22 protein-coding genes are annotated in these 26576 nt (G+C 68.9%); 12 read left to right on the plus strand and 10 right to left on the minus strand.

The genetic code is table 11. The annotated features are described in order from the left end of the window. Positions 1-31: 31 nt before the first annotated feature. The 7 genes from O7604_RS27335 to O7604_RS27365 are packed head-to-tail and all read right to left on the minus strand — an operon-like array spanning position 32 to position 6257. Positions 32-889 (minus strand): type II secretion system F family protein, encoded by an 858-nt coding sequence (locus tag O7604_RS27335; protein ID WP_281578251.1) that lies wholly within the window; start codon positions 887-889, stop codon positions 32-34. Then, entirely contained in the window at positions 886-1791 is a 906-nt protein-coding gene (locus O7604_RS27340) for a type II secretion system F family protein (RefSeq protein WP_281578252.1), read from the minus strand. Before O7604_RS27340 ends, O7604_RS27335 begins: the two co-directional genes overlap by 4 nt. Continuing rightward, a complete protein-coding gene (locus O7604_RS27345) occupies positions 1788-3356 on the minus strand; it encodes an ATPase, T2SS/T4P/T4SS family (protein WP_281578253.1) in 1569 nt (522 codons plus the stop codon). Before O7604_RS27345 ends, O7604_RS27340 begins: the two co-directional genes overlap by 4 nt. Continuing rightward, entirely contained in the window at positions 3310-4116 is an 807-nt protein-coding gene (locus O7604_RS27350; RefSeq protein ID WP_281578254.1) for a ParA family protein, read from the minus strand. Before O7604_RS27350 ends, O7604_RS27345 begins: the two co-directional genes overlap by 47 nt. Before the next feature lies 1 nt (position 4117). Further along, positions 4118-4795, minus strand: coding sequence for an SAF domain-containing protein (locus O7604_RS27355; protein WP_281578255.1), 678 nt, complete (start codon positions 4793-4795; stop codon positions 4118-4120). Further along, on the minus strand, positions 4792-5685 hold the full coding sequence (locus tag O7604_RS27360) for a hypothetical protein (protein WP_281578256.1): 894 nt from the start codon (positions 5683-5685) through the stop codon (positions 4792-4794). The genes O7604_RS27355 and O7604_RS27360 overlap by 4 nt, the downstream gene beginning before the upstream one ends. Further along, complete coding sequence (locus tag O7604_RS27365; protein ID WP_281578257.1) at positions 5679-6257, minus strand: hypothetical protein; 579 nt, start codon at positions 6255-6257, stop codon at positions 5679-5681. Before O7604_RS27365 ends, O7604_RS27360 begins: the two co-directional genes overlap by 7 nt. Positions 6258-6825: 568 nt before the next feature. Here O7604_RS27365 and O7604_RS27370 point away from each other — a divergent pair. The 5 genes from O7604_RS27370 to O7604_RS27390 all read left to right on the plus strand — a co-directional run bounded on the left by O7604_RS27370 (position 6826) and on the right by O7604_RS27390 (position 10835). After that, positions 6826-7347, plus strand: a complete 522-nt coding sequence (locus tag O7604_RS27370; RefSeq protein WP_281578258.1) for a hypothetical protein — start codon at positions 6826-6828, stop codon at positions 7345-7347. A gap of 2 nt (positions 7348-7349) precedes the next feature. Then, the gene (locus O7604_RS27375; protein WP_281578259.1) at positions 7350-7922 is read left to right on the plus strand and encodes an ImmA/IrrE family metallo-endopeptidase; all 573 of its coding nucleotides are present in this window, start codon (positions 7350-7352) and stop codon (positions 7920-7922) included. A gap of 5 nt (positions 7923-7927) precedes the next feature. Then, complete coding sequence (locus O7604_RS27380) at positions 7928-9166, plus strand: MAB_1171c family putative transporter (RefSeq protein WP_281578260.1); 1239 nt, start codon at positions 7928-7930, stop codon at positions 9164-9166. Further along, entirely contained in the window at positions 9163-10035 is an 873-nt protein-coding gene (locus O7604_RS27385) for an oxygenase MpaB family protein (RefSeq protein WP_281578261.1), read from the plus strand. The genes O7604_RS27380 and O7604_RS27385 overlap by 4 nt, the downstream gene beginning before the upstream one ends. A 248-nt stretch (positions 10036-10283) precedes the next feature. Beyond that, positions 10284-10835, plus strand: coding sequence for an A24 family peptidase (locus O7604_RS27390; protein ID WP_281578262.1), 552 nt, complete (start codon positions 10284-10286; stop codon positions 10833-10835). A gap of 226 nt (positions 10836-11061) precedes the next feature. On the opposite strand, the gene O7604_RS27395 is transcribed toward O7604_RS27390, so the two are convergent. The 3 genes from O7604_RS27395 to O7604_RS27405 form a co-directional block, all read right to left on the minus strand. Continuing rightward, the gene (locus tag O7604_RS27395; protein WP_281578263.1) at positions 11062-15531 is read right to left on the minus strand and encodes a hypothetical protein; all 4470 of its coding nucleotides are present in this window, start codon (positions 15529-15531) and stop codon (positions 11062-11064) included. Between the two features lie 644 nt (positions 15532-16175). Beyond that, positions 16176-17234, minus strand: a complete 1059-nt coding sequence (locus O7604_RS27400) for a C40 family peptidase (RefSeq protein ID WP_281578264.1) — start codon at positions 17232-17234, stop codon at positions 16176-16178. Further along, positions 17231-17605 carry a hypothetical protein gene (locus O7604_RS27405; protein WP_281578265.1) on the minus strand — a complete coding sequence of 125 codons (375 nt, stop codon included), beginning with the start codon at positions 17603-17605 and terminating at the stop codon, positions 17231-17233. Before O7604_RS27405 ends, O7604_RS27400 begins: the two co-directional genes overlap by 4 nt. Positions 17606-17942: 337 nt before the next feature. Here O7604_RS27405 and O7604_RS27410 point away from each other — a divergent pair, with 337 nt between their 5' ends. The 7 genes from O7604_RS27410 (at position 17943) to O7604_RS27440 (ending at position 26471) form a co-directional block, all read left to right on the plus strand. Beyond that, positions 17943-18308, plus strand: coding sequence for a hypothetical protein (locus O7604_RS27410; RefSeq protein ID WP_281578266.1), 366 nt, complete (start codon positions 17943-17945; stop codon positions 18306-18308). A gap of 423 nt (positions 18309-18731) precedes the next feature. After that, entirely contained in the window at positions 18732-19070 is a 339-nt protein-coding gene (locus O7604_RS27415) for a hypothetical protein (RefSeq protein ID WP_281578267.1), read from the plus strand. A 101-nt stretch (positions 19071-19171) separates the two neighbouring features. Then, positions 19172-20512 (plus strand): hypothetical protein, encoded by a 1341-nt coding sequence (locus O7604_RS27420; RefSeq protein ID WP_281578268.1) that lies wholly within the window; start codon positions 19172-19174, stop codon positions 20510-20512. Beyond that, positions 20509-21999, plus strand: a complete 1491-nt coding sequence (locus O7604_RS27425) for an SCO6880 family protein (RefSeq protein WP_281578269.1) — start codon at positions 20509-20511, stop codon at positions 21997-21999. The genes O7604_RS27420 and O7604_RS27425 overlap by 4 nt, the downstream gene beginning before the upstream one ends. A gap of 21 nt (positions 22000-22020) precedes the next feature. After that, positions 22021-23463, plus strand: coding sequence for a hypothetical protein (locus O7604_RS27430; protein ID WP_281578270.1), 1443 nt, complete (start codon positions 22021-22023; stop codon positions 23461-23463). Beyond that, on the plus strand, positions 23460-25295 hold the full coding sequence (locus tag O7604_RS27435) for a type IV secretory system conjugative DNA transfer family protein (protein WP_281578271.1): 1836 nt from the start codon (positions 23460-23462) through the stop codon (positions 25293-25295). Before O7604_RS27430 ends, O7604_RS27435 begins: the two co-directional genes overlap by 4 nt. A 27-nt stretch (positions 25296-25322) precedes the next feature. After that, positions 25323-26471 carry a toprim domain-containing protein gene (locus O7604_RS27440; RefSeq protein ID WP_281578272.1) on the plus strand — a complete coding sequence of 383 codons (1149 nt, stop codon included), beginning with the start codon at positions 25323-25325 and terminating at the stop codon, positions 26469-26471. Positions 26472-26576 lie beyond the last annotated feature (105 nt).

A 26576-nucleotide genomic window follows, 5' to 3' on the forward strand; every position in this document is an offset into this window, starting at 1 on the left:
CGGTTCCCTCCGTGTGTGGGTGTTTCCGGGGTCAGCGGATGAACAGGCGGGCCATGAACGGGTAGCCGATGAGGACGAGGAGCACGAGGATCAGTGCCGCAGCGGGAATGTCGAGCTTGTTGGTGCGGAGTTCGGCCTGGGCGAGCGCCTCGGTGCGGATCCGGTCCCGCATCGAGTCGGCTCGGGCGCGCAGAGTCTGGTGGACGTTGGCACCCTCGCTCCCGGCGGTACGCATGATGTCCGCGAGATCGCCCAGCTCGATGACCTCGATGTCGCGGGCGAGAACCTTCAGTTCGTCCCAGGGGGGCCGCAGCTGCAGCTGGGCACTGAGCAGCGCTTCCCGGATCCGGGCGAAGACCCAGCCGTGGCAGACGCTGGCTGCTCGGTTCAGGGACTCCACCGGACCGTGGCCGCCGAGGACCTGATGGGCGGCGAGGTCCAGGTAGGTGCACATGGCTCGGCTGAATTCGGCCCGGGCGACGGCGGCCTTGGACACCACTTCCCGGTGCGCCAGTGCCGCGCCGGCCAGCGCGGCGGCGATGGTCCCGCCCACGGGGATGACGACGGGGATCGGCAGCCGCAGCACCGCAACCAGGATGGTGATGAGTGCGGGCAGGATGAGGCAGAACAGCGCCGACAGCCCGAGGGTGAGGAAGTACTGGTCGGTGCTGCGGTTCAGCAGCCGCAGGTCGGCGTGCGGCACCGCGAGGCGGCGTCGCAGCCAGCTGATGCCGGCTGGCGTGTTACTCGCGGTGGTCAGCGGGTGGAGCCGTCGAAGCGCGGGGCCCAGCGCCGGCGGGGCGGGGATCAGCTGTACGACCAACAGGAACACTCCGAGGCCGGTCATCGCACCGGCGATCACCATGACGGTGAGGTAGCCGTTGTTCATGCCGCCGCTCCCAGCGTCTGGGCCCCGGCCGGCGGTAGCAGCCGCTCCCGCTTGGGCGGCAGGCTGAGCTTGCGAACCGCGGTCATGAGCACGACGTACAGCGCGGCGAGGAACAGCAGAACCATCTGCCCGAGCACGCTGCTGTACGGCTGCAGGTAGTGCGGGTTGATCGCTCCGTACGCCAGCAGCAGGATGGTCATGCCGGTCAGGAACCGGACGGCGAAGCGTGGACCCTCGCGCTTGGCGTCCACCGTCGAGCGCATTTCGATCTCGGCGGCGATGGATCGGCTGATCCCGGTCAGCACCTCGTGCAGACCGTCTCCCCGGTCGGTGACGTGCAGCATCAGCGGGGCGATGACCTGGTCGGCGGTGTAGTCGTTGAGGTCGTCGGCCATCTGCTGCAGGGCGCCGATCGGGTCGCCGCTGCCTTGCAGACGAGCCGCCAGGTCGCGGACTTCCTGCTCGATCAGCTGCGGTGCTGTCGTAGCGGTCGCGACGACCGCCTGCTGCAGGCCGATACCCCGGGCGACGATGTCGGCCAACCGGCGAGTCCAGGCCTCCACCGCCTCCAGCCGGGCGATGGCCTGCTTCTCGGCGCGACCAGCGGCGAACAGCCACGGCACGCCGGGCACCGCGATGCCAATGATCATCCCGGCGGCGGGCCAGCCGGTCAGCAGCCAGGTCAGCGCACCGGCAGCGGACGCCGTCACCACCTTGATCTGATGAGCACGTTGTTCCCGACGCGTTCGTCCAGGGCCGGTCCACCATCGGTGGGCCCGCTGTTCCAGCACCGACGGCGGCCGGGGCGGCCGGGTAGTCCCCGTGACGCCGAGGACACCCACAACCGCCCCGGAGACGGCGAGCATGCCCGCCAGCACGGCGGCAAGGTCGAGTAGGCTCATGGCCGCCTCGTCAGCGTGTCGAGACGGTTGGTCCAGGCGCCGCGGTTGTGCTCCCCCTGCTGGATGTAGCCGGTGAGTTGGCGTGGGTCATAGCCGACCCGCAGCAGGGGTTCGAGCAGCCGCTCCGGCAGGTGCCGGGGTACGGCTCGTCCGTCCCGGCCCGGTCCGAAGACCTGGGTGGTGACGAGCTGGTCGCCGCTCATCCCGCCCACCTCGAGGACCTCCGAGACGTACCGGTGTTTGCGCCCGCCGAGCTTGGTCTCGTCCTCGACGCTGACGTACACGATCAGGTCGATGGCACCCGCTGCCATCCGCCGCGCCAGTTCGGCGGTCATCTCGGGTCCGTGCTGCAGTGCCAGCTCAATGACGCGGTCCATCACGGCGCGGGGGTGCCGGGCGTGGATGGTGCAGAGCGACCCCTTACTGGTGGCCATGGCCTGCAGCATCGGCACGATCTCGCGGGACCGGACCTCGCCGACGATGATCCGTTGTACGGACATCCGTAGGGTCAGCGGAATCATGTCCATGATCGTGACCTCGCCGGCGGGCCGGCCGTCGGGGCCTCGGGATCCGTGGCCTTCCCGGGACTCGAGGCTCATCGCCCATCGGTGCCGTCCGGTGGTGTGCAGACCGAGCTCGCGAGACTCCTCCAAGGTGACGAACTGCTCCCGGTCGGGGATCTCCCGGGCCAGACCGCGCAGCAGGGTGGTCTTTCCGGCATCGGCCAGTCCGGCCACCATGATGTTGAGGCCGGCGGCCATGGCTGCCTTAAGGAACTGACAGATCAGGTCGTCCATGGCGCCGTACCGATCGCGGAGGTCCTCCAGGCTGACGTCCATCAGGGTGTGCCGGCGGATGGCCGCGTAGGGCCGTACCGAAACCTGCATGAGCACGGTCAGGCGGCTACCGTCGGGCAGTTGCATGTCCAGCCACGGCTTAGTCGAGGACAACGACCGCTCGGTCGCTCCGGCACGCATCGCCAGGACCTGGAACATGTCGATCAGTTCCTTGTCGGTCTCGGCGACCGGCTCGCCCACCGTGATCCGCCCGTCGGTGTGCTCGATACGCACGTTGTCGCAGCCGAGGATGTGAACGTTGACGATGTCCGGACGATCGAGCAGCTGCTGAAGGCGCCCCAGGCCGAACATGTCGGCGGCGACCGCGTCGAGCAGCGCGTCTTCCTCCGCTTGCGAGATCGGCTGACCGGCCTGGTGCAGGGTGTCGACGTGATCGCGTACCAGCCGGGCGGCGATGCGCTCCGCCTCAGCCTGACGGTGATCGGTGGAAACGTTCGGGGTCTCCCGAAGTGCCACGGTCAGTTCCGCGCTGACCCGGGCGCGCAGCAGTCGCACCGCGGTGTAGTCGATGCTCACCGGCCCCGGCTGCTGCTCAGCTGCGGCTGCCTGCTCGGGGTTCGGCCGGGAGACAGCCGGGGTGCCGTTGGTCGGCCAGCGGTGGCCGTTGGTGGCGACCCGGTCGACCGCTGCCGGCCACGTTGGGCCGCCGTGCCGGCGCTCATCAGGCACGGCTGATTCCTCTCGATGACGTAGGTGCCAGGTGCGCACGCCGCCGCGCAATCGCGTCTCGTACGGCCGGCTCGGCACTGGCAGCGGCGCGCAACAACCGCTGGCTACCTCGCAGCCGGCCGCCACCGTCGCTCAGCACCTCGGCGGTCCGCCGGTCGTCGGGGAGCTCGATCAAGGTGGGCAGCTGCAGCCGCTGTTCGATGTCCCGCCGGCTGTAGGGGCCCTCGCCGATCAGGGCCAGGGCAAGGGCTCCCGGCCCTTGGCCGTACTGGGTCAGCTCCCGCCGCAGCATCTCCGCTGCGCCGGCGGCCGGGGCGATGGTCCGCAGGGTCGCCGCGCACACCACGAGGAGCAGGAGGTCGGCGCGGAACAGCAGCGGCCACGGCGGTGCGCTGGTGGCGAGCCGGCCGCAGTCGGCGATGACGTCGTAGCCGGGCTCGTGGCGCTCCAGGTCAGCGAAGAATGCGGTCAGCGCCTCCCAGGTCGGTCGGATGGTGCCCGCCTGGACCGGGTCGTTGATGCCGGGCAGGACAAGCCGCTGGCCCGAATTCTTCGCGTCGAGGTCGACGAGCTGGTGAGCGAAGGCGTCGGCGAGCTGGTCACGCAGGGCCGCTGCGGCCAACGGCAGTAGGCCGATGGGCGGAATCTCGAGGCTGGACAGGTAGCCGCTCAGGACGCTGCCGCCAGCAGGATCGCACTCGGCGAGCACCGTACGTCCGCTCCAGGCCAGGGTGCAGGCGAGCGCCGTGGTGGTGACGCCGGGTGAGCCCTTGGCCGAGACCATCGCGATGATCGCCACGTCAGGTCCCCGCCGTCAGTGCCACGACGATGCGGCCGGCGGCCGCGCGGGAGGCGACGAGCGGTCCATCGCGCTCAGCGACGGCGACGTTGAGCAACGTGGTGCCCTCCTTGGCGCCGGCACGCACGTCCACCACGGTGGCCTTGATGCTGATCGGCGCGGCGCTCTGCTGCTGGTTGGAGACGGGACCGTCGTCGGCGGTCACGACGAGCAGCACGTCGGCACCGGGCTTGACCCTCTCGGCGGGCATGCGCTCCTGCGGCAGGCTGAGACCCACCAGCTGCTGTCCCTGGCCCGGTACAGCCGTCTCGGTGAGCTGCGCTTGCGTCAGCAGGGTGCCGGGTACCAATGCGACCGCCGCGAACTTGCCGACGACGTCATCGGCGGCGCTGGCCCTGATCGGCTTGAGTGCCGGGTCGACGGTGATCCGCACCGTGGTGAGGTCCGACCGGTCGATGACGGAGCCGACCTCGACCGTGGTGCTCACCGCCAGGTACTCGGCCGTGGTCCCGACCTTGCGCAGCACGGCGGTTGCGATCAGCCCGCCGGCGGCCACCAGCGCCACCGCCAGCCAGACCAGCGCCGGCCGCCAGCGGCGTTGCGGAGCGACCCGGGGAATTGCGTACGGGGCAGCGACCGGCGAGGCGGCGCGGGTGGCCTTGGTTGGCGTAGTGGTCATGAGGTGATCACCTGCAGCTCGTCGATGTCGATCGTGGTGGTGGAGGACAGATCGATGGACTGGGAGCCGGTGTTCCCGCCTCCGCCGCTCCACGTGATCAGCCATGACGTGGTGGCTGTGACGGTGAAGCGGCCTCCGGCCCGGGTGCTGCTCGGGTGGCGGTAGCCGTCGTAGCCGCAGTCCGGAGACCTTTTGTTGCCGTAGGAGGGCTGAAACGGGGTGCCCGGCTTGGTGCAGGTGACCGAGTTGCCGTCACCCATGCTCCAGACGATCTTCTGAGCCCGGGCGGTGGCCGTGACCGACCGACCCGACACTGCTGCAGTCCGAGTGATGGGTCCCCAGGTGCTGGGACTCACCCTGTTCCAGAGCCAGATCGGCAGTCCGACCAGACCGGCGCCGTTGGGCTGCGGAGCAATCCCGATGTTGGGGCCGTCGAGGTTCATCTGGGCGATGGCTCGTTGGGCGAGCTCCTGGTAGGACGGCAGGATCCCGGCGGGTGGGTCCGGCGACCAGGTCGCCGGCGACTGCGAGGCGATGCCCCCGTAGACGCCGCACGTGCGGATGCTCCAGTAGCCGTCGGTCCGGCCTCCGGACGGCGGCGGGACCCGCCTGACGTAGCAGGACCCGTCCCACACGCCGAGCTCGTCGACCACACATGGCACGGCTTTGCCGTCGTAGGTACAGCCCTGTCCGGCACCACCACCGCCATTGCCGTTGCCACCGCCGCCGTTACCGCCGCCCCCGGTGCCGGGCTTCTCGACCACCCAGTAGCAGTTGCCCAGCGCGTCGCAGTGCTCGTAGTCGGCATGCGCCACGCTGGGTGTGAGCACGTTGCTGGCACCGACCGCCAGGAGCAGGGCCGCCACCACGACCGCCCTCCGGATCAGCATGGCCTCTCCCGCTGGGCGTTGACCTCCCGAATGCGCCACTGGCCGTCGTCAAACAGTTCCGCCTTGGCGATCACCACGTACCTCGTGGCCTGGCCCTTGGTGCGTACCGACTTGCCGGTCTTCTTGGAGACCACGTCCCACTTCCCGGTGTCGAAGCAGTCCTCGACCTCGGCGGTGATGGGACGCCGGCTGGTGTCGACCTTGCTCAGGGTGGGTGCCGAGGCCGGCTCGCCCTTCGTGACGAGCCCCTGCTGGAACTTGATCAGCAGGTCCTGGCGCACCGTCAGCAGCGCCGGGTTGGCCACGAACCTGTCGAGCTTGGCGTTGTAGTCGCCCTTGTTCGAGGCGGTGACGTAGATCTGTACGTAGTTCCGGTAGGCCGCAAGCGCGGCCGTGCCGGCTTCGGCGTCCTCGGCGTTTACAGTTGGTGAGACGGAAGTCGATGCAGTCGTCGAGGTGGGGCTCGGCGCGCCGGCAGGCTCCTCTCCTGTGCAACCCGTTGCCCCTGTAAGAAGCGAGACCGCGAGGCAGCCAAGTCCTACCCTGAGGAACGTGCTAGCAGTGGCGATCAAGGTTGTGCCTCCTTTGGTGACCGGCGCGGCTGCAGCCTCTTGGTGACGGCTGTTCAACGTTCAGCCTGCCGGTCCGCCGGCAATCCGGTCGTACCGCCGATGTGTCCGAAGGGTGGCCGTCGCGCCAGCCATGTGGATGGCTGGCGACGGAGCAGGTTCGCCTCTCCGTAGGCCACCCAGAGTCACTGTCGCTGGGCCGCTGGCAGGGAGTAGGTCCCCTACCGGCCGGCCCAGCGACCCCCTCTCCTCAGCGGCGGCCGGACAGGGGTGCCGATGGCGATATCCCCTGCTGACGGTCGGATGCGTCAGCGAGCAACGCGGGACACATCCCCCCGTTGCGCCCCTTATGAAGTGGCTTCCTCTCACTGACGGCTCCCCCCGTTCAGACGGCCGGACCGAATGCGGCGCCGGCCCCGCAACGGGCGTTGAGCGTTTTGCGTCTGCACTCAACGCCCGTTGCTCCAAACAGGAGCGAGCATACGCTCACGTTCCGTGCATGTGTCAACATCTGTTTTGCTGGCGCTTGTATCTGCGACACTGTTGTTTAGTCGCTGGAGGGTGAAGAGTCATGGTCGACGATGGGCACGTTGAGCAGGAGTTGCCACCCCTTGACACGCTGGCCGCCAGGCTGGAGTACCTGTTCGACAAGATCCGCCCGACCACTGAGGAGCTCAGCGCCTCCGATGAGCCGGGCCGCAGGTACACCAACAAGGAGATCGCCGACAAGATCAACAGAACGGCGGCCGAGACCGGCGTCACGATCAGCGCCGCCTACATCGGAGAGTTGCGCCGCGGCGTAGCCAGCGATCCGCGTACCTCGCACGTGCGTGCCCTGGCTTTCGCTTTCGGGGTGAACTCGGGCTACTTCGTGGACGACGCGGCCGCGCGGCGGATACAGGAACAGATCACGTTGCTCAGCGAGCTGCGTCGGATGGACGTCAAACAGGTGGCCCTGCGCCAAGTTCTCGCCGACAACGGATTATCTGCAGGGGACACGCAGCTCATCGAGCAGATGGTGGCCCGACTGCGGGCCGTAGCCGAGGGCGCCAGCCCGGGCTCAAGTGGTGCCGCACCGGACGATCGAAGTTAGCTGTGCTGATCCTTCGGTGGCAGTACGCCGACGAGCGGGGGAACGCTGACGTGAAGTTGCACCGACTACGCAAACGCTGCGAGCAGATCGCCGCCGAGGTGGAGATACCGGAGCCGTTCGACATCCAGACGCTGTGCAACCTGCTCGGCCAACGGCGTGGCCGGCCCATCCACCTGGTGCCGATCAGGCTCCCGGCGCACACGGTATGCGGGATGTGCGTGCCGACCGGCGAGTTCGACGCCATCTTCTTCGAGCAGGACACCTCGCCCCTGCATCAACTGCTGATCATCGGGCACGAGTTGGGCCACCTGCTCGCTGGCCACCGGGCCACCGAAGTCCTGGACCCGGACGCCTCCCGCCTGCTGCTGCCCGACCTCGACCCGCAGCTGGTCCGGCGCAGCCTCGGCCGGAGCAACTACGCAGCCGCCGAGGAGCGCGAGGCCGAGATGATCGGATCGCTGCTGCTGCGACGGGCACGCGCTGGCCGCGACGAAGGACAGGACTCGCCGCTGGACAGCCGTTATGCCGAGTTGTATGGCCGGCTGCGACACTCGCTGGAACACCCCGACTGGTAGTCGAGATGGATACCACCCTGTACGCCGTCTGCGCGGTCGCCGGCTGGTTCGCCTTCGGCTACATGCTGCGGCTCCAGCACCGGCAGCCCGGCCGGGTCCGAGGCGCGATCTGTGTGGCACTCGGGGCCTTCGCCGCCGGGATCACCCTCGCCATCCCGCCCCTCGCAGCAGGCATCGACGACGCATCCGGGCTACCCAACCTGGCCAAAGTCATCTCCCACGCCTGCGCTATGACGATCGCTGCGAGCGCCGAGAACATGCTGCTTCACCTCGCCCTGCCACCGGCGAAGGCCGCAGCCCGGAGCCGGCTCTGGGTGTGGGTCACCAGCGGCGCGTTCCTCGCGATGGCCGGACTGTTCGCCTACACACTCACCTACGACGCCCCGGTGCTTCTGACGGTCGAGTACGCGCGAGATCCCGTCGTGACCGCCTACCTGCTGATCTTCATGCTGGTCGGCTTCTTTGCCTACTGCACCGACATCACCCGCCTGTGCTGGCGCTTCGCCCGCGTCTGCGGACGCCCTTGGCTCCGCCGCGGCCTCCGCATCACCGCCGTCGGTGCAGCCTTCGCCCTGCTCTACAGCACCAACAAGATCGTCTACCTCATCGCTTACTGGACCGGCTACCAACCTTCTGGCGAGAGAGAGATCGCCGCTGTCCTGGTGACCATCAGCGCGTTGCTCATGATGGTCGGCCTCACCATGCCGGCATGGGGCCCCATCCTCACGATCACTCGGCGCTGGGACGACTTCCGCTCCTACCGGCGACTCGAACCGCTCTGGCGGGACCTCGTCAGCGCCCTGCCCGAACTCGAACTCGATGCAAGCCTGCGCCGACCGCTCGGGGCGGTCCGCGACATCGACTACGCACTGACCCGCCGGGTGGCCGAGATCCGCGACGGCCGTCTCGCGCTCCGCCCGTACATGGACGCCAAGGTGACGGAGCTGGCCGAGCAGTTCGCCGAGCAGGCCGGTCTGACCGCCGACGAGCGGCGGTCGAACGTGGAGGCGGCGCACCTGGCTTGCGCCCTGCGTCGACACCAAGCCGGCGTGGTCGCGGCGGTCCCCCAACCGGCGGACGATCTCCATCGCCCAGGCGGTGGCTACGCCGGCGAGATCGCATGGCTGATCCGGGTCACCGCCGCCTATGCCCAATCCCCCGTGGTGGCCCGGACGCTCGTCGCGGCCCGGCTCGCAGCCGCCCAGGACTCCCCGCACTCCGTGGTTGGAGATGCCCAACGATGAGAGCCCGCTACGCCAACCTGACACGCATCCGCGCTCTGGACCCTGAGCGTGACTACCTGGCCATCTACCAGACCATGCTGCGCTACGAGTTCCCCTGGGACATGAAGCTGGGGCTGAACCTTGCCTTCAACCGGTCCTTCTCCATCCCGGCCATCGCCGCGGTGCACACCGCCACCGGTGAGCTGACCGAGCGCACCCAGAAGCGCATCGACGACACCGGCCTCCTGATGTACGAGATGGTGCTCAACGGGTTCGACCAACCGCGCGGCCGGGACGCGCTGCGGCGAATCAACCAGATCCACCGCCCGTACGACATCCCCAACGACGACTACCTCTACGTCCTCGGCTGCTTGGTGGTAATCCCCACCCGATGGCTGCAGCACTACGGCTGGCGGCATCCCTGCTGCCACGAGCGACGGGCCACCTACCTGTTTTATCGGGAGTTGGGCCGGCGGATGGGCATCACCGAGATCCCCAGCTCCTACGAAGAGTTCGAGACCTGGTTTGACGCCTACGACGCCGCGCACCTGCAGCCCAACGACGACGCGGCCGCTATCGAGCGAGCCACCCGGATGCTGATGCTCACCCGCATCCCCAAGCCGCTCGCACCGCTGGGCAACGCGCTGGTCAGCGCCATGTACGACGCGCCTCTCCGGCGCGCGATGCGAGTTGACGCGCCCGCGTGGCCGGTCCGGGCTGGCCTGCATGCTGTACTGAAGCTGCGGGCGGGGCTCCAACGGTGGTTCGGCGCGCCGCGGACCACGGCGCTGTTCGCCAACGGGATCAAGGCCAAGAGCTATCCCGACGGGTACGAGATCAGCCAGCTCGGTCCGCAGCAAGACCATGTGCCTCGTCGACCCAGCGCATGAGCAGCCGGCCAGCGCTGGTATCGGCGTCACGGGGCCTTAGGGTTCCTCATCCGCCCAGCAGGGTTGAGCTGGTCATGCTCGGTCTCTCTGTCACACCGCTACTGCGGTGGCTGGTCGTTCGCCTGGCCGTCCCAGCGAGCCATATCAGCCGGCGGTCCTGCGAGGGCTGCGGCGTCGAGGTGAGTCCGGTCGGACCCGGCTGGGCCGCACTGCTACCGAGCGGTCGATGCGGCCGCTGCTGGCAGCGGATGGGCGCCCCGCCGTACCTGCTGGAGCTCTGCGCTGCAGTCGCGGTCACCACCGTGCTCCTCGCCGCTCCCACCATGCCGGTGTTGCTGGCCGGCCTGTGGTGGGCCGGCTGCGCCGTCCCGCTCGTGTTCATCGACGCTCAGGTGCACCGCCTGCCCAACGTCATCACCCTGCCGGCGGCGGCCGGCGTCTTCGCTCTGCTCACCGTCGACGCAGCGGTCACCGATCGGTGGGAGCACGTGCTCAGCGCGGCGATCTGCGCGGCCGTCGCCACTACGGTGTTCGTCAGCACGGGGCTGATCCTGGGCAAACGCGGTATGGGCCTGGGCGATGCCAAGCTGATCCTCTCGGTGAGCGCCCTGCTGGGGTGGTGGGGCTGGGGCGCGGCGTTCGGCGCGGTGTTTCTGGGCTTCGTGGGCGCGGGCTTCGTGGGCGCCCTGCTATTGTCCAGCGGACGTGTGCCGCGTGGTGCCCAAATCCCGATGGGCCCCTTCTTCATCGCCGGCGCGGTGGTGATGATCGCGCTCACAGCTTGTGCACCGGCCGGGTAGCTGGACCGACGTGGTGTGTCGCAAAAAAACATACAGGGCGGCGATCTCGCCTCGATCGCTTTGTAAAAAAATAGCGCTACTGGCTGTAAGAGCTGCCGATTCCTGGCACCGCTTCGCTCGAGATCCTGGCATTTTCCTACGACTCGCGCTCACGTCCGATACGACCACGTTCACGCCGCGACGAAAAGCTGCCGTTCGCAGTCCTCAGTTCTCCATCACCCGCCCGTCATGACTCGAACGTGAAGCGCAGCGCCTTGGCGTCGCGGATGCCTCCCAGGTTGACAGAGCCCTGCGGGAGCACGCTGAGGTGATTGAGTGGATCCGTGATGATCCGGACCTCCGGGGCCCTGCCGCCTTGCTCGACGTTTCCGACCACGACGAGAAAGAACTTCTCGGTTTCCTGCGCACGGCGGAACTCGGAGCTGGTCAGCGAGATGGTCTCGGGGATCGGCCCGGCGTAGACCTTGAGTTCGAAGAAGTTCTTCAGATCGTCGATCGCGTCAGCGCCGACGTTGCGCTGGTGCCGGATGTCGACAATCTGTTCCTCGTCGCCGCCGAGTACACGCCGTACCAACGCTAGCCCGGCAGATTCGCGCTCGTTCTCGGTGTAATTCTTGGGATCTCGTCCGCCATCCACCGACGGCTTCTTGGGGCTCGACGCGTCGGGGTCGCGAGGCTTACCGGACGACGTCGTCGACCTTTTGCCAGTGGGGGCACCGTCTCCGGCAGGCGCCCCACCGATGATCTCGCCGTCCTCGTTCTTCAGCTTCAGGCTGTCGGGGTCGACCAACTGTCTGGTCGTCGTCGGCTTGGCCTCGGTAGCCTTGGTCGCGGTTGCCGCCTTGCTGCCCTTGGCGTCTGAAGCGCCCTTGCTTTTTGAGCGTCGATTCTTGCCCTGCTCGGCCAACTCCCGCAGGAGTTCCTCACTGCGCTCGTCACGCTCCTTCTTACGCTCGGCGTCCAAGCGCGCCGCCGTCGTGATCTCCTCCTCGCGGTGCCCTTCGAGGGCGAACGACCAGGCGGCTACCCAGTCGTGAGCGATGCGACGGGCGTCGCCGTCGAAGACGGATGCGATGGCGTAGGCACCCGAAGTCGGGGAGCCAATCGCCCCTTCGTCAGCGACGTAGAATACGCCGGCGGATAGGTCGAGCCAGGTGTCAAGCTCGACGGTTTCGTCGAGGCCGTAGGTTGGCTCGACCAACCGGACCCGGAGCCGAGGCCACTGCTTGATGCTGACTGCCTCCAGCTCGCCCCACGAGACGCGCAGGCTCTGCTCAGCCTTGGGGTCGCTCAGCGCAAGGTCGGCCCGGAGATTGGCGACAGCGCGGGAGAAGACCTGCGTGAGTTCAGCCTGGTAGGTCGCACCGTCCGGGTCGAGCACTTGCCCGTGGGGAGCGTCGAGTCGTGCCAGCTTGTATGCGTCAACCAGCGGATCGAGCTGGGCCAGTGACCCGCCGGGGCTCCAGATCGGCACTCGACCCTTGAGCACCTGAGCGATCAGCGCATTGCGCGTCGCGTAGACCGGTCGCTTTCGCTCCCACCGATCACCGACCCAGACAGCCGCCTTCCTAAGCTTGGCCAGTTCGCTCTCAGGCGCTCCGATTAGCAATCGAAGTGCTTCGAGCATGATCAGCTTCTCATCGGGCTTCAGCGACTTCTTGCGGGCAAGTTCGCCAAGTACGCCGCGCCCGTCCCGGCCGGTTGGTCGTTGGATGGCAAGCAGCGCCCACAGCGCGTCAGTGCCCGAGACTGATGGCACGAAGTCGCGCATGTCGCCGAAGATTGGAGGACCAGCAAGCACCACGCTCGGTCGGCGCCAGCCGGCCCGGGTTGCGATCAAGCCGTCGCCGCGACCGAAGGCGTTCCGGGCCGTGCTTGCCGGCTGCCCGCCCAATCGCTGGCCGCGGACCTGGGCAGCGAGCGCCTGGTACAGCGGAGCCGCCAGGTCCTCAGCCGTCTCGGACTTCGAATTGGTCTCGGCGCGTATCTCCTCGAGCTTCTGGATCAGTTCGGTCACCGTCGGGTCGCCGGCGACGCCGATGCGAGCGAGAACTTCGCGGTAGGCCTCGTTGTCGAGGGCCGGGCTCAGGTACCGGTCCGGGTCGTCGCCATAGAGCGCCATGGTCGCCGAGCTCTTGATTCGGAGCTGGTCGGGCGCCGTCGCCTTGCCCTTCTCGGACGGCAACCACGCGATCGAGGCAGCGCTGCTGATCCACCAGGCATCGACCGTGCCCGCGTGCACCCAGCCGTAGTGGGCCGTGGCCGCTGTAACGCTCGCATGTCTGCTCAGACGATCCCAGGCCCGCGCGAGGGTGCCGAGCACCGCCCCCGCTCGCCGGCGCCGTTGGCCCGGGTTCTTCTCCTCTGAAATGCCCTTCAGGACCGCATCGAGATCCGGCGCGATCCAGTCGCCAAGGGTGTAGGTCGCGTGCATCTGCCACAGAGCCTCGCGACGGCGCGCGGGTGATCCGGTAGCCGAGGCAGGTACGCCGGGGCTGTTGTTCGAATACCGCCATTGGTTGGCCGGGTGGCTCTTGATGCGTGGCGCTACCTCGGCACCAAGCAGGCGGAACAAGCGCTGGGCGCCGATGCCGTCACGGCCGCCGTCGGTCCGGATCTTGTCCGAGTAGCGTCGGTCGATCCAGATCAGACCCGGCGTCTTCCCGGCAGCCACGAACCACGAATTGGCCTCGCGCTCGATAAAGTAGGCATCGCACGGACGGGCATGGACACCTTGCCGCTGACCATTCGCGTCGTGCACGACAGCATCGACCTTGACCGCCCGGCCAACGCCAGCGCCGAGCGCTGGGCGCTCGGCCTCTGGGATCGCTTCGAGTGCCCGACGAAGCCCGTCGACCTGCGCATCGGTCAGGGGACGTTCCAACGTTGTTCCCGCCTTGCCAGCGCCGGCCAGGACGAGCAGCGCGTCCGCACTCGTCGCCGACGACCGCAGCCACTTCCTCTCCTGGAGCCAGTCGCGGATCACAGCCCAGCGTGGCTGACCCGTGAACGCCGGATGCAGTCGCGTCCCGACCTCCAGCAAGTCCCACACCGTGTCGAGATCTGCCGGGAGCAGGACCGCCAGGCCCGTGCGGCTCGACGGCGGTACCCGGTCGCCGTTGTCGAGCACCAGGCAAGCTCGTGAGTCGAGGGCCGCGCCGAGACCCGCTTCGACCACGACCGCCAGTAGGTTGGCGACGAACTGCGGCGAGCGCTGGCCGTCATCCAGCAGGGCGCTGGCATCTTCCACGCTCACCAGGGTCGGCGTCGCGGCTCCCACTCCGCTGAGGTCATCGAGCACCTCGCGCCACCGGTCGTCGTCCGACCTGGCCGTCTCAGCTAGGATGCCTGGCTGCTCCGAGACCAAGCGGACGTCTTCGGGGGAGAGGACCGCAGTGAGTTCGGCTGCCTCGTAGGCGAGGTCGCGTAGCGGGTACGTGGTTCCGGCGTCGTCGAGGGTCAGGGCTGCGGCGAACTCGATCCGCGCCCGGTGAATTAGGTGCTCTTCAAAGCCGGCGCGGAGTGGACCGGTGGTTCGCCCATCTGCCTCGAACTCCGCCTTCGTCGGAATAATTGCCCAGCCCTGTGCTGGCGCCAGTTGGAAGACGTCGAGCGCCGCGTCGCGCCAGAGATCGCTGAGCAGCGGTATGAGTTTCAGATTCCAGTCGCCGTCTGAGGCGATGTCGCGGCGAGACGGCTGGGGATCGAACTGCGCAAGCAGCCGGAACGGCAGACCAACCTCGCGAACTGGCAAGCCGACATGGATATGCCCGGTGTCGCCCTCGAACAGGGCGAACGCGAAGGCCAGCGGTGTACGAGCCCCCTGTGCCTTTCCGAACCGCTCCGCCCCGTCGGGTGAAGCGGCGTTGCGGTTGTAGACCAGCCACTGCCGGCCGTCTGCGGCTGTAACTCGGCGCCGAGAGGTGTGGCCACCGGAGAGCTCCAGTACGTCCTCGGGTCCGTACGCGAGCTGCAGTCGGACGATCTCGCGCCGGGACTCGTCGACCAGCCGAACCGTCGAAAGGTTGCGGAGGAAGAGCAGACCTGCATCATCCCATTGCTTGAGCCACTTCGCGGCGTCGTCGCTGCTGACATCGCCAGGAGAGAAGGGGATGACGAACGTCGTCAACGAGCTGTTGGGCCGCGGCCAGCCGATGTGCTCACCCAGCGGCCGGATCGTGTGGGAGGTGAAGCGCACGCGGAAGTGGCCTTGGTAGACCTCGAGGACGTCTGACAGCGCGTGCAGCGTTTTGAGTCCGATGCCGAAGCGGCCGAGCTTCTCATCGTCGGACGCCTTGAGGCTGAGCCACGGGATGGCCAAAGCCCAGACGTCATGCAGGGTGAGCGCGGCACCGTTGTGCGAGAACAGCAGCCGTGATCTGGGGCTGTCGACCGCGATAGTGGCTTCGGTTGCGCCGAGGTCGTCCGCGTTCTGAATGAGCTCAGCCAGCCCTTGAAGGCGGTCATCGCTGAGGTAGGCGGCGCTGTCGCCCGCCCGCTTTAGGGCGGACCGGATCGACTTCGGCAGGCTGTGTAGGCGCTCGACCAGCGCGATGACGCCCGCATCGGCCGCCGCCTCGTCCTCGGGTAAGAGGGCGACCGTGCGTGGCGTCTCAGGGTCATGATCGGCAACGAGGTGGGCGACCTCGGACGCTTCGTGGGCAGCAAAGATGTGAGGCGTCAGCCCACTCGCCATCTCCGCTCCATTCACGTTGATCCAGCCCTTGCCTCCCCCATCTTCTCGCACCGCACCGACAAGAAGATGGGCCTTACGGGTACGGATGACCCGCTGAAGCCATGAGCCAGATCGCTTCGACCGACAACCTCGCAAGCAATTTGCGGGCGAGACGAGCCCGACTCGGCGAGGAGCCCCGCTAGGCCATAAAGGGCAATCTGTCCCATATCAAACTCCCCGCCTCCGGCCCCCTTCAATCATTGATTCTAAAACCGCAGGTCAGAGCTACTCTATTGACGCAATCGAAACACCTGGCGATCATGGAGCATCGACTGCCCGCGTCTGGGGGCGGGAGCACACCCAGAGAAGGGGGCATACTGTGGCAAAGGGTCACAAGTGTCCGAACTGCGGCAAGAACACGCTTCAGCCGTACACCACCAACCAGTTGAGGTGCTCCAACTGCGCTACGACGGTGAAGAAGAATCGACTTCTCTGAACCTCGAGCACCTGCTCCGCTGCATGGCACCCTCCGAGCCAGGCATGACCCCCGCCGCATACTACGACCCACAGCGACGCTTAGCCGACGCACTACTTTCGGCTAACTGAGGTTGTAGTTGAATCAGAGGGCTGCTGCGCACGCAGGATGCCTAAAGGCCCGACCTGACTTACCGCTGCAGCGGCCTGCGGATGGCAGCGACCCGCCGGCTCCAGTTGCTGACCGCAACGACCTTCACGACGTCGCCGGTCTTGGGTGCCTGGACAAGGTACTGCCGCCCGCCGCGGTCCATGCCGATGTACATGCCGACATGGCGGGGTCGGGACATCGTGCCGTCGGAGCCTGGGATGAAGATCAGGTCACCGGGCTGCATCGCTACCAGCGAGGGGACGGCGACGCCGGTGTGCACCTGGTCTGCAGTGACCCGGGGGATCTGCACGCCGCCTTTGGCCCAGGCGGCCATCATCAGCCCGGAGCAGTCGTAGCTGTCGGGTCCTTCGGCGCCCCAGACGTAGGGCTTGCCTCGCTGAGCAAGCGCGAAGGAGACCACGGTCCGAAGTTGCGGGTCCGTTGGCAAGACGAAGCCTTCTGGGAGGCCCGCGTCGTCCAGCGGTGGTAGCCCGTCGCCGCCGTCGCTGGTACAGACGATGTCCAGCCCGTCGCTGATCATCGCAACCAGCTGCTCAGCCTCTGGCTGCCACTTCGCGTACGCGTCGGGGAAGGCTGAACGCTGCACGGCCTGCGCGGCCTGGGTGAGCGGCATGGTCTGCCAGCCGTCGACCTCGACCAGGTGCTCGTAGAACTTTCGGGCGGCGTATTGGGGGTCAAGGATCTGTTCGGGGGTGCCCCAGCCCTGGCTGGGTCGCTGCTGGAACAGGCCGAGTGAGTCATGGTCGTTGTCCGCGCCGAGGTGGCCGAGATTGCGCAGGGTGGACTCCTGCATCGCGGTGGCGACGGCAATTTCCCAGCCGTAGCGCGGCACGTGCATCTCGGCGCCGACGGCGACGATGGTGGCGGCGTTGCCGACCTGCTCTGAGGTCCAGGAGCCTCGGGTCGGCCAGTCCCGTGGCGCGGCTGTCGCGCCGGGCGAGGTGCTGGGCGGGCCGATGGTGCAGGCCGTGGCAGGGCTCGCCCCGAGTACCGACAGGGCGACGAATACGACCAAAGCCAGCGGTGCCAGGAGAACGGTTGCGAGCCCGCCGGCGAGGATCAGCCACCGGCGGCTCATCGCAGGCCTGCCTGGCGGATCTCGTAGCCGCTGACCCGCCAGCCGGGACCGTCCGGGCCGCCTCGGCGCAGGGCGCAGTCGATGACGCTGTGCTCGGTCCAGCCACGCCAGCCGTCCTCGCCCACGGCGGTCGCGGTCACCCGGATCGTGCGCCGCGCGGTGATCGCGCTGTCACCCGGCTGCAGTAGGTCGGCGAAGGGCTCCACGACAGTGTCGAGGTGGACGCGGTGACCAGCCCAGGTCGCCCAGCGGCCGTCGCGGTCGGCGGCGGCGCTCTGTCCGGCCAGCGTGCTGCTGGCGAAGCGCATGGCCCGCTGGTAGGCATCGCCCGGGCCCGCGTCGCGGCGGGTGTCGGCGCTGTAGAGGGACATAACGAACCTTCGGCACACCTGCCCGGCATCGGCGTACGAGAAGCCGGGCTGTGTCGGCGGCGGCACTGGAGCGGCCACGCCGAGCGGCCCGGGGCTGGCCGGGGGCCTGCTGGTGCTCGGCTTGACCGACGTCGGCTGTGCGCCAGCAGCGCAGCCGGTAACGGCTAACGTCAGTGTCACCGCCGCTGCTACTCGAATTCGCGCGTCCATGGCGATGACGTTGGTGGGTCGCCGGGGCCGTTACCGCTGCCGGCCGCCGCTGGTAACGGCGGTAGCAGGGGCGACTACACCAGCGCCAACGCTAGCGTCAGCCCCGCCTGGTCAGGGTCCATGGCAGATGCCCGACTGGGGCGTCCTGACCTTCAGGAGACCTGCTGTGCTTGCTCACTACCTGACCACCGCCGCTGCCCTGCTGGACGGGCAGATCGATTCCGCGGCGAAAGTGTTGGCTGCTCCCACTCCCCCGCCGGCGGCCCCGCCCGGCTTGGAGGCGACCGGGAACCTGTTCATCGGCTGGATGAAGTGGATCCTCATCGTCGCCGGCGTCGGCGGACTGCTGGTCTGCGGAATCATGATGGCCGTCGGTCGTCGTAACCGCTCGGCGTTCGCCGCCGACGGCGCCGCCGGCATTCCCTGGGTGTTGGCCGGGCTGACGTGTGGGGCGGTCGCGGCCGTCGTGGTCGGCGCGGTTCTGCCGGGCTGATTGCCATGACCTATGACGTCATCACTCGTGCCCGCCGCACCACGCGCCGCAGGCTCATCGCCGTTGGTCTGGCCGCCGCGGCGGCGGCCGGTGCCGTGACGGTCGCGGTAGTGGCCAGCACTGACCCCAGCCGGTCTGTCACCTTGCCGGCGGATCCGGCACCGAATCGCCCCGACATCGGTGCGGCCGCCGGTGGGCGGGCGGACCTGCCGAGTGACCTGGGTTGGGCCGACGTGGCGGGCGTTTCAGTGCCGGTCTCCGGCCAGTCCGGTCCTCGCCTCACAATCGGGGGGCAGGCCCGCGGGTTCGCGCACGACAGCGCTGGCGCGGTACTCGCCGCGGCGCACATTATCGTGCGCGTCAATCCGCAGGTCGGTCCGGCCGTCTTCGAGTCCACGCTCCTCAGACAGGTAGTCGGGCCCGATGCGGCCGCAATGCGGGTCCAGGTCGCGCAGGCGTACGACGAGCTACGCAGCCAGGCAGGCAGGCATCAAGGATGGCCAGCCCATCGGGCGCCTGTACGCCAATCTGCGGGGCTATCGGATCCTCAGCTACACCGACGACGAGGTGATCGTGCGGCTGCTGACTGAAGCGCCGGACGCCTCCGGCAGCTCTCTGATGGTGAGCACCGAGGTGAGCGTGCGCTGGACCGGGTCGGACTGGGCGCTGCTGGCACCCGCCGGCGGGACCTTCGACCAGGCCGTGACCGCCGCGTCGGACTCCGACGTCGCCACGTTCCTCCCCTTCACCGCAGGCGGGTGATTCTCGTGCCGTTGTGTAATCCGTTCGTTCCCGTCACGTGCACCGGCGTCATCGTCGACGGAGTCAACGCCCCAGGAGCTGTCCGCGACTCGATGGTCGACATGATCCTCGATGGCCTGGCCGGTGCGGTCCGGGAGGCGATCCAGTGGGTCGCTGCTCTGCTCACCAGCTGGACGCTCGTCCCGTCGAACAGCCTGTGCCCGACCAGCGGCTCGGATCCGGGTCAGTGGGCCGCTGACTGGGTGGTCCAGTGCAACGACGCTGCCGGTCCGGCGCAGCAGTTGCGCGGGTTCATGTTGCCGATCACGATCCTGGTCCTGGTCGGTGGCCTGGTTTGGCAGGGCATCACCATCGTCATCAGCCGCAAGGGCGAGCCGCTTCTGCAGGCCGTACGCGGCGTGTGGAACACCGCCCTCTGGGGCAGCATCGGTGTCGCCGGCACCCACCTGGTCCTCAAGGCCGGGGACAGTTACTCGATGTGGCTGCTCGACGAGGCGATCTTCAAGGACTCCGACAAGCCACCCAACGAGGCGATGAGCGCGGCGCTCGGCGGGCTGCTGCTTCCTGGTGCGGCGGTGGCCCCGTTCGTGATGATCCTGGTTGGTGTTGTGGTCATCCTCGCCGCCGTGGCGCAGACCATCCTGATGGTCTTCCGCGAGGGCTCGGTGGTCATCCTCGCCGGGCTCCTGCAACTCGCAGCGGCGGGGTCCGTCACCCGAGGCACCACTCAGTGGCTGCACAAGACTCTCGGTTGGTCGCTGGCGCTCGCCCTGTACAAGCCGGCAGCGGTGTCGGTGTACGCCACCTCGTTCGTGATGATGCGCGGCAACGGGCGCGACTGGCTGATGGGCCTCGGCATGCTCGCCCTGTCGGTGATCGCCCTGCCCGCGCTGATGAAGTTCTTCACCACCTTCACCGGCGGCGTCACGTCCGGGGGCGGCGGCCTCGGCATGGCCGGCGCCGGCGCAGCCGCGGGCCTGCACGCCGCGTCGTCGGTGCGCGGAGCGATCGGCGGTCACAGCGCCGGCGACCACGCCCGCTACCTCGACTCGCGGGGACCCGGTAGCGGCGAAGGGGGCGGTAACGGTCCGACCGGGGCCATGCCGGCCACCTCGGCGCCCTCGCCTACGGGCGGACCCGGCGGAGGTGCGACCGGTAGCACGCCGAAGGTGGTGAACGGTAACGCGGCCAGTGGCGGCCCGCCCGGTCCGGTAACGCCCGCGACCACTGTGCCGGCCGGTACCGGCGCTGCCGCATCCACCGGTGGTAGCGCGGCGGCGGGCAGCGGCACAGCCGCGGCCGGGGCGGCAGGAGCGGCGACCGGGCCGGTGGCACCGGTCGTCATCGGCGCCGCACTGGTCGCTCAGGCCGGGGTCACGGCCGCGAAGGCAGGCGCGAACGCCGCCGGCTCCGCGATGCGGGAAGGGAGCTCACCGACGTGAGCAGCGATCAGGCGCAGGTACGCACCTACGGAGGCTGGCGACGGGCGCGGGGCATAGGCCTGTTCGGTCTCGGACCAATGCAGACCTTCGCCGTGCTTTCGGCGATCACCGCGCTGATCGTCTCCGGATCCTTGGGGCTGCAGGCGCTGGTCGCCGCCGCCGGACCGTGTGTGCTGCTCGTGGTTCTGCTCGTGCTGCGGTGGGACGGGGTGCCGCTGTCGGCCGGGATCGCCCAGCGGGTGCGGTGGCTGATCGGCACCAGCCGCGGCTACACCTCGTACCGCTCAGGGGTGATGGTGGCCGGCGAGCACGCCTGGCAGCTACCGGGCGTGCTCGCACCCACCACCCTGCTGACCGTCACCGACGAGAGCGGCGACGGCTACGGGGTGGTCTACAACCAGCGGCTGGGAACCATGACGGTGACGCTGCGCTGCGCGGCCACCTCAACCTGGCTGGCCGATCCCGACGCCAGCACGGCGTGGGTGGCCAACTGGGGCGGCTGGCTGGCGAACCTGGGCTACCTGCCGATCGTCGGCCACATCGCCGTCACCGTGGACACCGCGCCAGACCCCGGTTCACGGCTGGCTGACCACGTCAGCCGCCGGATCGTCCCTCACGGGCCGGCCTCGGCCCGGCGGGTGCTGCGACGGTTGGTGGAGGTGTCTCCGGCGGCCGCCGCCGACGTGGAGACCCGGGTGTCGGTGACGTTCAAGCCCGGCGCCTCCCCCAGCAAGCCCAAGAACCTCGACGAGGCCCTGGAGGAGATCAGCCGAACCCTTCCAGGCCTGCAGGACTCGCTGGGCAGCTGCGGCCTGACCGTCCTCGGCCGGGCCAGCGCGGACAACATCTCGGCCATCGTCCGTACGGCGTTCGACCCGGCCGGCCGGGGCGATATTGCCCGGCTGGCCGCGGCCCCCGGGCTGGACCTGAGTCGGTGGGTGGACTGGGAGACCGCCGGGCCAGTGATGGCCGACGAGCACCTCGACCGGTACGTGCACGACTCCGGCACGTCGGTGTCGTGGGCGTGGCACGAGGCGCCGCGGCAGCACGTACACGCCGACGTCCTCGCCCGGCTGCTCGCCCCGGGTCCGTACCCGAAGCGGGTGTCGCTGCTCTACCGGCCCTTCCCCGCCGGGGAAGCCGCGCGGATCGTCGAGAGTGAGGTCAACGCCGCGGCGTTCCGGGCGGCGTACAACCGGGCGCAGAAGCGCGACGAGTCCGCACGTGACCACGCCGACCGGGAACGAGCCCTGCAGACCGCGCGGGAAGAGGCGACCGGGTCCGGAGTGGGTCTGATGTCGCTGTTCGTCACGACCACCGTGGTCTCCGCCGAGGACTTGGGCCGGGCCGTCGCCGACGTGGAGTCCCGCGCCGACGTGGCCAAGATCCGGCTACGGCAGCTACGCGCCAGCCAGGCCGCCGGCTTCGCCACCACCCTGCCCTGCGGCGTGTGCCCGCCGCAGCTGGCCCACCACTGGCCCCGCTGACACCACGATCAGGAGGAACCGATGAAGAGCACCGTCGTAGACGCGGCCGGGCCGGCGCCGGCATGGGGTGTACGGACACCCGGCACCGGCCGCGCCAGCCACATCTCCCCCGGGATGGAGTACCAGGGCACCACCGTCCAGCTCTGTGGGCTGTTCCCCTTCGTCGCCGGGTCCGGGGCACCCACTATCGGGGTGCCCATCGGACGGCACATGCTGTGGGGTGAGGTCGTCTGCCTCGACCCCCTCGAATGGCTCCGCGAAGGCCTGATCACCAACCCCGGTGTGTTCGTCCTCGGCCAACCCGGCGTCGGCAAGTCCACCGTGGTCAAACGGCTGATCACCGGCATGACCGGGTTCGGCACCAGCGCGCTGATCCTCGGGGACACCAAGCCCGACTACACCCGGCTCGTCGAACACCTCGGCGGACAGGTTATCCGGGTCGGACGCGGCCTGGACCGGCTCAACCCCCTGGACTCCGGCCCACTCGGCACCGCGCTCGCCCGAATGGGCGCCGCCGAGGTTCGGCAGCTGCGGCTGGAGATCCGCGGCCGGCGCATGTCCCTCCTACTGGCGCTGTGCGCCCTGGTACGCGGACAGGCGCTGAACAACACCGAGGAGATCATCCTCGGGCGGGCGATCGACGTACTCGCCGAGCGTCTTGACCGCGACCCGACGGTGCCCGACGTGCTCAGCCTGGTCGAAGCCGGCGCCGACGAGCTGCTCACCGCGGCCCGGGCGCGCACCGACGGCGAGTACCGCCGCCGCGTCGACCAGCTCGTGCCCACCCTGGCGCTGCTGTGCGAGGGCAGCCTGCGCGGGGTGTTCGACGGCCCGACCACCAAGCCCCTGGACCTGGACGCCCCGGCCGTGAGTGTCGACGTCTCCCAAGTCGCGGCCGCCGGCGACCAGCTCGTGGCCGCCGCCATGCTGTGCACCTGGGCGTACGGCTTCGGCATGGTCGACGCCGCATCCGTGCTGGCCGACCAGGGCCTGGCACCACGCCGGCAGTACCTCGGCGTGATGGACGAGCTGTGGCGGGCCCTGCGCGGCGCATCAGGGCTGGTCGAACACGCCGACGCGCTCACCCGGCTCAACCGGCAGCGCGGCATGGCCAGCGTGATGGTCACCCACTCCCTCGCCGACCTCGACGCCCTGCCCACGCCCGAGGACCGGGCCAAGGCGCAGGGCTTCATCGAACGATCGGCGATCAAGATCCTCGCCGGGCTGCCGCCTCGGGAGCTGAACCGGGTCAACGAGGTGATCAAATTGTCGGGACCCGAGCGGGAGCTGGTGGCGTCCTGGGCCGCGCCAGAAGCCTGGTTCGCCGGCTCCGTACATCCCGGCCGGGGCAAATACCTGATCAAGACCGGTGAACGCAACGGATTGCCGGTGTCGCTGACCCTGGTCGGCGAGGAATGGGAGCTCTACGACACCGACTCGGCGATCCGGCAGGCCCAGCCATGAGCACCCGACCGGTCGAGCCGCGCGGCACCACTGGCGGGCCCCTCACCCCATTCCTGCTGCTCGGGCTGGTGTGGGCGATCATCGCCCTGATGTGGCTGTCCTGGCTCGCCGGACAAGTCGCCGCTGCCGTGACCGGGCGTCCCGCCACTGGTCCCGGTTTCGGGTCCGCGTACCTCGAACACCTGCTGCATACCGACTGGGCCGCGCTGTGGCCCGGGGTCTCCCCCACCGCCGTGGGGCTCGTCTACGCGGTGCTACTGCTGGTGCTGGTCGGCCTGGTCACTCTCGCGGCGGTGTGGTGGCAGGAGCGCAAACCCGACGCCGATGATCCACTGCCGTCGCTGGCCGGACCGACCCAGGTACGGGAGATGACGTTGCCGGCGGTTGCCGCCAAGGCCCGCCGCCTTCGGCCCGGCCTGGCCGACGTGTCGGTGAAGGAGATCGCGGCCGAAGCGGCCGGGGTCGTGCTCGGCGCGCACCGGCGGCGGCGCGGCTCGGGCCCACGCCTCTACTCCTCGTGGGAGGACGTCATCCTGGCGGTGATGGCACCCCGCGCCGGGAAGACGACCGCGCTGGCCGTACGGTCAATCCTCAATGCGCCGGGGGCGGCGCTCGCCACTAGCAACAAGCCCGACCTGTGGGCCACTACGGCGGCTGCCCGGGCTGAGCATGGCACCGTGTGGGTGTTCGACCCGCAGTCCATCGCCCACGTCCCGCAGGGCTGGTGGTGGAACCCCCTCGCAGCCGTCGAGGATGTCGAGGACGCCCACCGGCTGGCCAACCACTTCGTCCAGCAGGTCCGCAACTCCCACAGCAGCGACGACTTCTGGATCCAAGGCGCGCTGGACCTCCTCACCTCGCTGATCCTCGCCGCCGCGATCGAGGGCCGCACGCTGACCTCGGTCCAGGCGTGGCTGTCGAACTCCGCATCCCGCGAGCCGGCCACAATCCTCAAGAGCCACGGCTTCAGGGCCTCCGCCCGTGCCATGTCCGGCCGCCAGGCCGGCGCCCCGGAAACCCGCGAAGGGCTCTACGAGACCGCCCGCACCGCCGCAGCTTGCCTGGCCAACCCGACCATCATGGCCTGGGTCACCCCACCCGACCGGCCGCTGCCCGCATTGGACGTCGAGGCGTTTGTTGAAACCGCCGATACGCTTTACCTGCTGTCCAAGGACGGTGCGGGTGCGGCTGCACCGCTCGTCGCCGGCCTGACCGACCAAGTGCTGCGCGCTGCGGTCACCGTCGCCGAAGCGCACGGCGGCCGGCTCGACCCGCCGCTGGTCGCCTGCCTCGACGAAGCCGCGAACATCTGCAAAATCAGGGACCTACCGGAGCTGTACAGCCACTTCGGCAGCCGCGGCATCATCCCGCTGACCATCCTCCAGTCCTACCGCCAGGGCACCAGAGTCTGGGGCGAGCAGGGCATGGACGCGCTGTGGTCGGCAGCCACGGTCAAGCTGGTCGGCGCGGGCATCGACGACGCGCGGTTCGCCGAAGACCTGTCCCGGCTCGTCGGCGAGCACGACGTCACCGTCGCCTCCCGTACGCGCGACGGACAAGGGCACACGTCGTACCAAACTTCTGTGCGCCGCCAGCGGATCCTCGACCCGGCGCAGATCCGGGCACTGCCGAAAGGCTCGGCGCTGCTGTTCGCCACCGGCGTCAAGGTGGCCATGCTCAACCTGCTGCCCTGGTACGACGAGCCGAGCGCCGAGCGGCTGACAGTTGCCGCCGCCGCCTCCACCACTGAGATGACCCGCCAGGCGCAGCGCACCCGCGCCGCACGTCGCGTTCGCATGGTGCAACGCTCCTGGCGAGGTCCGGCCGCCTAAAGCTAGCGTGGATATCGGAGGTAGCCCATGGGTGCACCTCGACTCACTCCCCCGACACCCTCGATACGCAGCATCGGGCTCCACCCTCGGCGGCTGATCGCGGCCGTCGAGGCCGCGGGGACGTACTACCGTGCCCGGCTCGAACACGCCGACGGCCCACGCGCCTATCTCGCCGAACGCGGCCTCGGTGTTCTCGTGCAACGGGAGTGGCCGTGGCGGGTCGGGTATGCCCCACCGGGTTGGAGTTCGCTGTCGCGCCATCTGCGCGATACCGGCTTCACTGCGGAGGAGTTGGTCGGCGCAGGCTTGTCGACCCGCACTCGAAGTGACCCAGACCGACTCATCGACGTGTTCCGGGACCGGGTCATGTTCCCGGTGCGTGCCCCGGCCGGGCACGCCGTGGCGTTCCTCGGCCGCTCCGGCCCCGGCGCCAGCGAGGCCGTGCCGAAGTACATCAACAGCCCTGAGACGGCGCTCTATTACAAGGGACAGCTGCTGTTCGGTGTTGCGGAGCAGCAGGAGCGCATCGCCGGCCGATGGACCCCGGTCCTGGTCGAGGGGCCTGCCGATGTCCTCGCGGTGTGGCTGTCCTACTCCCGATCGAGCCGGACCGGAGCGGTCGCTCTCGCGCCGTGTGGCACCGCGCTCACTGACACCCAGGCCGCGATCCTCCGGCAGCTTCCGGGCGCGGCCCAAGGCTTGGTTGGGGCCTTCGATGCGGACCCTGCGGGCCGCGCAGCGGTTGCTCGGGCGTTTCAGTTGCTCCGGTATCCGCGCTTTCCCGGCCCGCTGCTGGCAGCGGAGTTCAGCGCCGGAGCCGACCCGGCAGACCTGGTGCGACAACCCAACGGCATGGCTCAGCTGCGGGCGACCCTGCAGCGACAGACGCGGCCCATGCTCGACGCGGTGGTCGACCCCCGCCTTGCCCGGCTCGTCGAACGGCATCCCCGCCTGCTGGAGGACATCGACGGCAGGTGCACAGCGGTGCGCCTTCTGACGCCGCTCTTGTATGAGGCGACAGATCCGGACGAGGCGATCCGAGTGGCCCGGCACATCGTCGCGCACGCCAGCGTAGGCGTCGACACTGTCGCGATTGCTGCGCTCGCGCACCTCGAAGCCGTAGTACACAGCCTCGATCCGCCTATCAACGCCGGTCCCGAGCTGGGTAGGCCCTAACGCAGGCACCCAACGACGGACGGCCAACGCATCGACCCGTCCTATCCCGACGGTCGAGTGATAGGCTTCGTCCCCGGCATAGGAGCAGGACCGCAGATGCAACGG

The organism is Micromonospora sp. WMMA1947 (genome assembly GCF_027497355.1).
Classification (GTDB): domain Bacteria; phylum Actinomycetota; class Actinomycetes; order Mycobacteriales; family Micromonosporaceae; genus Micromonospora.

Bases quoted from the DNA above. Each gene is read 5' to 3' on its own strand.
- O7604_RS27420 (WP_281578268.1), top strand. From the start codon at position 19,172: ATGATCCTCGATGGCCTGGCCGGTGCGGTCCGGGAGGCGATCCAGTGG.
- O7604_RS27385 (WP_281578261.1), top strand. From the start codon at position 9,163: ATGAGAGCCCGCTACGCCAACCTGACACGCATCCGCGCTCTGGACCCT.
- O7604_RS27370 (WP_281578258.1), top strand. From the start codon at position 6,826: ATGGTCGACGATGGGCACGTTGAGCAGGAGTTGCCACCCCTTGACACG.
- O7604_RS27395 (WP_281578263.1), bottom strand. From the start codon at position 15,531: ATGGCGAGTGGGCTGACGCCTCACATCTTTGCTGCCCACGAAGCGTCC.
- O7604_RS27400 (WP_281578264.1), bottom strand. From the start codon at position 17,234: ATGAGCCGCCGGTGGCTGATCCTCGCCGGCGGGCTCGCAACCGTTCTC.
- O7604_RS27440 (WP_281578272.1), top strand. From the start codon at position 25,323: ATGGGTGCACCTCGACTCACTCCCCCGACACCCTCGATACGCAGCATC.
- O7604_RS27390 (WP_281578262.1), top strand. From the start codon at position 10,284: ATGGGCGCCCCGCCGTACCTGCTGGAGCTCTGCGCTGCAGTCGCGGTC.
- O7604_RS27410 (WP_281578266.1), top strand. From the start codon at position 17,943: ATGCCCGACTGGGGCGTCCTGACCTTCAGGAGACCTGCTGTGCTTGCT.
- O7604_RS27355 (WP_281578255.1), bottom strand. From the start codon at position 4,795: ATGACCACTACGCCAACCAAGGCCACCCGCGCCGCCTCGCCGGTCGCT.
- O7604_RS27405 (WP_281578265.1), bottom strand. From the start codon at position 17,605: ATGTCCCTCTACAGCGCCGACACCCGCCGCGACGCGGGCCCGGGCGAT.
- O7604_RS27415 (WP_281578267.1), top strand. From the start codon at position 18,732: ATGCGGCCGCAATGCGGGTCCAGGTCGCGCAGGCGTACGACGAGCTAC.
- O7604_RS27430 (WP_281578270.1), top strand. From the start codon at position 22,021: ATGAAGAGCACCGTCGTAGACGCGGCCGGGCCGGCGCCGGCATGGGGT.
- O7604_RS27435 (WP_281578271.1), top strand. From the start codon at position 23,460: ATGAGCACCCGACCGGTCGAGCCGCGCGGCACCACTGGCGGGCCCCTC.
- O7604_RS27335 (WP_281578251.1), bottom strand. From the start codon at position 889: ATGAACAACGGCTACCTCACCGTCATGGTGATCGCCGGTGCGATGACC.
- O7604_RS27380 (WP_281578260.1), top strand. From the start codon at position 7,928: ATGGATACCACCCTGTACGCCGTCTGCGCGGTCGCCGGCTGGTTCGCC.
- O7604_RS27340 (WP_281578252.1), bottom strand. From the start codon at position 1,791: ATGAGCCTACTCGACCTTGCCGCCGTGCTGGCGGGCATGCTCGCCGTC.
- O7604_RS27360 (WP_281578256.1), bottom strand. From the start codon at position 5,685: ATGCTGATCCGGAGGGCGGTCGTGGTGGCGGCCCTGCTCCTGGCGGTC.